The organism is Kutzneria sp. 744, from assembly GCF_000568255.1.
Taxonomy (GTDB): domain Bacteria; phylum Actinomycetota; class Actinomycetes; order Mycobacteriales; family Pseudonocardiaceae; genus Kutzneria.
The window spans coordinates 1798633-1804632 of the sequence record NZ_KK037166.1 but is presented as its reverse complement, the minus strand read 5'-3'; the positions used below and the strand labels follow the sequence as shown (position 1 = coordinate 1804632).

Below are 6000 nucleotides of genomic sequence, written 5' to 3'. Positions count from 1 at the left end.
GCATGCCCATCACCGTGGCATCGCTCACCGCACTGTCCAACAACTCCTCGGCGGCCCGGTGATCACCGCGCCGCCGCAGCACGGTCGCCAGATCGGCCTTGGCCACCGCGGTCATCGGCCGGTTGCCGAGCCGTAGATTCGCCGCCACGGCCCGCCGCAGGTGCTCGGCGGCCAGGTCCAGGTCGCCGAAGGTGGTGGCGGCCAGGCCCAAAGTCCGTTCCGTGGAGCCGAAACACACCACGCCCAGCGACGGCATCGTCGGCAGCTCGGCGAACGGCAGCAGCAGGTCGTAGGCCTGCCGCGCCACGTGGGCGTCGCCGAGCGAGGCCGACGCCTCGACGATGGCCAGCATCCCCGACAGCCACGTGCTCGACTGCGGCAACGCGTCCAACCCGCCGGCCGTGAGCCGGGCCAACGTCGAGCGCGCCTGGTCGTGCCGGCCCGCGTCGGCCGCCAGATGCGCGACCGTGGCCCGGAAGGTGAACTCGGCCTCGATCAGCGTCGGGGAGCCGGCCATTTCCTCGGCCAGGTCGACAAGTTCGGCGCCACGGCCCTGCAACCACCGGATCGCCAGCACGTGCGCCCCGTAGTAGGCAACGGCGTCGGCATCGCCGACCTCGTTGCCCAGCGCCAGGCAGCGCGCCGCCTGCTCCTCGGCCTCCTCCAGCCGCCCGGCCCGCAACAGCAGCATCACGTCCAGCGCCGTCACGATGAACCGCACGCTGCGGATGTCCAGCACATCCAGCCGGTTTCGCAGCTCGGCCAGCGACCGCTCGGCCCGCGGGTCGCCGAGGTGGAACAGGTCCACGGTCTGCCAGCACAACCCTTGCACGGCCAGGATGTCGATGCCGGCGGCGGCCGCCACCGACATCAGCTCCTGCGCGATCGCCAGCCGCTCGTGGACGTGCTCAGGCGTCAGCAGGGCGTGATGGCACAGCGACAATGCCTCGGCCAGCGCGCGATCGTCGTTCAGCTGCCGGATCTCGTCCACGGCCTTGACCACCTCGGCCACCGGGCCGCCGCTGTACACGAGCTCGGCGGCCAGCCGCAGCTCCAGCCGGCAGCGCAGCGTGACCTCGTGCTCCGGCAGTTCGGCCAACGCCTTCCGCTGCGCGCCAAGCATTCGGTGCCGCTCCAGCTGGTCACGCCGCTCGTTGAGCCAGATGCCGCCCAGCCCTAACGCCGTGTGCGCGTACAGCACGGGATCGCTCTCGTCCCGTGCCGCGTCGGCGGCCCGGTCGAACAGCACTCTGGCCTCGGCCAACCGGCCCGAGGCCAGCACGGCGTCGGCCCACTCCAGCAACAGCCCGGCCGACGGCTGGCCGAACTCGGCGGCCTGCGCCAGCAGCGATGCCGCCTGCTCGTAAGAGAAACGCCGCACCATCGTTGCCGCCGCCGAACGGCACACCGCGATCGCCCGTTCGGCGTCTGTTGCCGATCGTGGCGCCGCGTTGATCGCGTGATGGGCCTTGCGGGCGCTGTGGCTGACGATGTCCACCGCGCGGGCGTTGGCGTCCCAACAGTTCCGCCGCCGTGAGCCGGGACAACGCCGCCCGTCGCACGAGATCATGGCTGTATTCGAAGGAATCCGTGCCGGCGGTCGTCACCAGCCCGGCCTGCACGGCGCATTCCACGGTGTCGATGACCTGCGCCGCTTGCACATCCAGCAACGCGGCCGCCTCCGCCGAGGACACGGAGTCGCCGAGGATCGCGCTCATCGCCAGCAACCGCGCGGTTCCCGTGGCGAGCTGGGAAAACGACTGGTCGATCGCCTCCCGCAGCCCGCCGGCGAAATCCGCCGCACCGAGGGCGATCAACCGCCGCAGGAACAGGGGGCTGCCGTCGGTCAGCCGGTGGATGGTGTCGGTCAGCGGTGCTTCCAGCCGCTCGATCCCGTGCGTGACAAGGTAATCTCTTGTCTCGGACGGGTCGAAAGGCCGGAGCATGATCGGCAGCGCCTCGTCGCCTAGATCGGTGACCGGGTACCGGAGCGTCACCACCAGCGCCAACGGCAGCCTGGCCTTGGCCACGAACCGGGTCAGCAGCTGCGCCGCCGGATCGGCCGCGTGCAGGTCGTCGATCACCAGCATCGTCGGCGTGTGCTCCACCGCCCGGGCCAGGGCGTTGCTCACCGCCTGGAAGCGGGAAAACCGTTCCGGGTCAACGGTCTCTGCCTCCGAGCTCAGCAGGCCCGCCGTCCGCGCGCCGCACAGATCGGCCAGCAGCGGCTGCCACGGCCACAGCGCCGGCGCGCCGCCGTCCGACCAGCACCGACCCCACACCACCCGCAGGCCGGCCGCCCGCGCACGGTCCGATGCTTCCTCGCACAGGCGCGTCTTGCCCACGCCGGCCGGGCCCGTCACCGCCACCAGTCGCCCCCGTGCGGTGTCGCGCCAGGCGTACTCCAGACGGCGTAATTCCGCTGCCCTGCCGACAAAACGGTCCACGCCGGTAGATGAGCGCGCCCGGTTCGTCGGGATACGTGCTTCATTGCCGCGCGAGCCAACGTGCCGTGCCGCGGGGAGGCACACGCCGCGTCACGCCATCGAGATATGACAAGAATCCTGCTCGCCGACAGCCAACCGGTGTTCGTCGACGGATTGTGCACGCACGTGACCCGCACGCCCGACCTCGACGTCGTCGCGGTCGCCGGCACCCAGGCCGAGCTCATCGAGCTGCTACGCACCGCCGTGGTGGACGTCGTCGTGCTGGGCATCGGCCTCAACCTCGTCGAAGGGGCCGCCGAGAACGCGGCCGTGCTGGTCGTGAGCGCTTCCACCCGTGAGGAGGACGTCACCGCCGCCATGTCCGCCGGGGCCGCCGGCTACGTGACCAGACAGGCCGGTCCCGAGGACATCCTCACCGCGATCCGGGTGGTGGCCAGGGGCGGGCTGTTCGTCACCGCCGACATGGCTCCCCTGGTGCGCAACCGCATCGGCGCCGCGCGGGTGGACTCGTTCTTCCCGCAGTTGACGCCGCGTGAACAAGACGTGCTGGAACTTCTGGTCCGTGACGCCGGCACCACCGCCATCGCGCGCCACCTCGGCATCACCGTGAAGACCGTGCGCAACCACGTCTCCAACATCCTGGTCAAGCTGCCGGCCCGGTCCCGTGCCGAAGCCGCTTGGCTGGCCCGGGAAAAGCTCCGTGTGCGCCCCTCGGCGCACACGGAGCCCGCCGTCAGCTGATCACGATGTGCACCCACGCGTTGCCGACACCCTTGCACTGGTTGCCCGTGCCGTCGTCGTGGGAGTAGTACCCGTTGTCCGAGTAGCCGTCGTCCTCATAGCCCAGGACCAGCGACCCACCCGAGCCGCCCACCGTGAACGTCCGGCCCACCGCCGTCCAGATCTGCTGCGTGCCCGCCGTCCCGCCCGGGATGTTGATCAGGCCGTGGTACAGCCCGTTGTCCGAGGCCGGGTTCACGTACCGCTTCCACGTCGCCCCGTGCCCGCCGGTCTGCACGCACCCGCCCGCGTCCACCGTCACGTGGTCGCCCGGCAGGAACTGGATCGTCGGGTACGTCGCCGACGGCTGCGTGACGATCGGCTCGTGCACCCAGCAGTCCAGCGGCAGCGCCCGCCCCGTGCACCCCGAGTCCGCCACGTTCGGCGTCACCTTCAGCGCCTGCTGCACCGCCGCCTGTCTCGCGTTCGAGGCCGGTGCCGTATTCGCCTGCGTCGTTCCTGCCTGGGCCGCGCTCGCCTGCGGCGCCAGCACCGTCAGCGCCGCGACCGCCGCCGCCGCGAGCCCCACCGACACCCTCGTGAACATCTTGCGGTTGACCATGTTCGATCGCCTTCCGTGGTCGGGATGGTGACCGCACCACAGTCCCCGCCCCCCGACCCGGGCGTCATGGGTCGCTCGACCCGACCGGTCGGGAATCGCTTTCCCCAGGGGTGTCAGTCGACGTCGAGGGCCTTGGTCAGGTACCGGGCGACCGTCTTCCGAAGATGGTCCGCGTGCTGGTAGATGTCCTCCGCGTCGGCGATCGCGATCCTCGTCTCCACCTTGTTCTCGTCGAAGACGCCGAGATACTTCTTGGACCGGTTGAACCACAGCCGGGCGATCGGCTTGCGGTTGTTGTCGTCCAGCAGCACGCCGAAGTACGTCTTGGTGTCCCTGGCGATGACCCGGCCGGCGGGGACCTCGCCGCACACGATGGCCCGGACGATCCGGTAGCCCTCCAGCTCCTCCTCCGTCGTCACGACGTCCTCGACGCCGTCCACCACCTTCACCGTCGGCTCCGGCTCGGCCGGCAGCTCCGTGGAGACGCTGACGTACGCGTCCGGTCCGCCCAGCGCGTTCTTCAGCCGGTCGTTGACCTGCTCGTTGAGGAACTGCCGCGTCGCCTTGGTCACCAGCGGCAGGAACTGGTCCCGCACGCGCTGAGTGAAGGAACCCTCGTAGACCCGCGTGGTCAGGAACCGCACCCACTCGTCCTCGGGCTGCTTGAACTGCGCGGCCAGGATTCGCTTGAGCTGCCCGATGTACTTGAGCTCGCCGGCCGCGCTGATCACCGAGTCCAGGTCGAACGACTCCTTCGTGAGCTTGGCCAGCTCGGGCAGCAGCGTGTCGTCGATGTCGGAGAAGTCCAGCACCAGGAACGGCTTCGCGTCCATCCGGTTCGGCGCGTCCAGGTCCGTGTAGAACTCGTACACCTCGCCGTTGGTCAGGATCGCGATCCGCGCGTTGGTCACCGCGAAGTACCGGAACAGCTGGGAGGCGTGTTCGATGCGCAGCGGGTCCCGGACCTTCTTGACCTCGATCAGCACCTGCACCTGACCGCCGTGCACGATGGCGTAGTCGATCTTCTCGCCCTTTTTGGTGCCCACATCCGCGGTGAACTCCGGGATGACCTCGGACGGGTTGAACACGTCGTAGCCGAGCACTGTGCTGATGAACGGCATGACAAAGGCGTTCTTCGTCGCCTCTTCCGTCTCGATGTCCGCCTTGTGCTTGCGGATCTTCAGCGCGAGCGCCTGTGCTCTGTCCGCGATCTCCATGACCACGCCTTCCGACTCCGACGGCCTGCCGCATGTGCGCTCTCACATCGATGGCAGTCGGTGATCCGTTACGTGCGCTGTGCGACCGGGGCGGGTGTGCTTGAAACCGACTTTCGGTGTGTCTGTGAGCGTGACTCGCGGAGGGGTTGTGAGCTGCGTCCCGGTGGGGATTGTCGGACCCATGAGGTACGGTTCGGGCGATTTGGCACCATGTGTTCCGAGGGGGGACAGTGACTGGGTTACGCATGCTCGCGGTCGTGGGGGTGACGGCCGCGCTGGCGGTGTCGCTGCTGCCGGGGACGGCGGTGGCGGCGGGGCCGCAGGCGGCGTCGGCGGGGGCGACTTTTGTCTCGGTGACGCCGAAGCGGCTGCTGGACACGAGGACGAGCCGCAAGGTGGGGGCGGAGGACTACGTCCGGCTGGACCTGAAGAGCGTGGTGCCGGCCAACACGACGGCGGTGGTGTTCAACCTGACGGGCACGAACCCGACGGACACGACGACGGTGCGGGCGACGCCGACGCTGGCGGGGGATGCGGCGGGGGCGTCCAACCTGAACCTGGCGCCGGGGGAGACCCGGGCCAACCTGGTGACCGTCGCGATCGGACGGGCGGACTGGGCGGGCGGGGTGTACCTGACCAACCACACGGGCTCGGTGGATCTGATCGCGGACCTGGCCGGCTACTACGTGGACGACAACTCCGGCGCGCGGTACACCTCGATCAGCCCGACGCGGGTGCGGGACACGCGCAACAGCGGCGGCCCGGTGGGCCCGAACGGCACGATCTCGGTGGACCTGTCGAACGTCCTGCCGAGCACGGCCAAGGCGGTCACGTTCAACCTCACGGGCGTGAGCCCGGATGCGGCAACGGTGATCACGGCCTGGCCGCACGGCACGACGCAGCCGGCGGTGTCCAACCTGAACCTGGTGCCCGGCGACATCCGGCCCAACCTGGTCACGGTCGCGGTGGGCCCGGACCGTGTGGTGGACCTGAA

Annotated in this window: 7 protein-coding genes; 1 reads left to right on the top strand and 6 read right to left on the bottom strand. The window is 69.8% G+C overall.

The features are described 5' to 3' along the window. Together KUTG_RS66030 and KUTG_RS53085 are read right to left on the bottom strand one after the other, a co-directional pair. The coding region (locus tag KUTG_RS66030; RefSeq protein ID WP_369794625.1) for a tetratricopeptide repeat protein at window positions 1-256 on the bottom strand (256 nt) is incomplete at its 3' end. A gap of 886 nt (window positions 257-1142) precedes the next feature. Next, on the bottom strand, window positions 1143-2447 hold the full coding sequence (locus KUTG_RS53085) for an AAA family ATPase (protein WP_198047061.1): 1305 nt from the start codon (window positions 2445-2447) through the stop codon (window positions 1143-1145). Between the two features lie 105 nt (window positions 2448-2552). On the opposite strand from KUTG_RS53085, the gene KUTG_RS53080 reads away from it, so the two are divergent. Further along, window positions 2553-3188 (top strand): LuxR C-terminal-related transcriptional regulator, encoded by a 636-nt coding sequence (locus KUTG_RS53080; RefSeq protein WP_052394188.1) that lies wholly within the window; start codon window positions 2553-2555, stop codon window positions 3186-3188. Here KUTG_RS53080 and KUTG_RS58130 read toward each other — a convergent pair. The 4 genes from KUTG_RS58130 to KUTG_RS07915 all read right to left on the bottom strand — a co-directional run bounded on the left by KUTG_RS58130 (window position 3181) and on the right by KUTG_RS07915 (window position 5946). Further along, window positions 3181-3789, bottom strand: coding sequence for a hypothetical protein (locus tag KUTG_RS58130; protein WP_157494396.1), 609 nt, complete (start codon window positions 3787-3789; stop codon window positions 3181-3183). The two genes, KUTG_RS53080 and KUTG_RS58130, sit on opposite strands and share 8 nt — an antisense overlap. 113 nt (window positions 3790-3902) lie before the next feature. Next, window positions 3903-5006 carry a type I restriction endonuclease gene (locus KUTG_RS07925; RefSeq protein ID WP_043728650.1) on the bottom strand — a complete coding sequence of 368 codons (1104 nt, stop codon included), beginning with the start codon at window positions 5004-5006 and terminating at the stop codon, window positions 3903-3905. 409 nt (window positions 5007-5415) lie between these two features. Beyond that, on the bottom strand, window positions 5416-5652 hold the full coding sequence (locus KUTG_RS07920) for a hypothetical protein (RefSeq protein WP_043716032.1): 237 nt from the start codon (window positions 5650-5652) through the stop codon (window positions 5416-5418). A 36-nt stretch (window positions 5653-5688) separates the two neighbouring features. Next, window positions 5689-5946, bottom strand: a complete 258-nt coding sequence (locus KUTG_RS07915; protein ID WP_043716030.1) for a hypothetical protein — start codon at window positions 5944-5946, stop codon at window positions 5689-5691. Window positions 5947-6000: the final 54 nt, after the last annotated feature.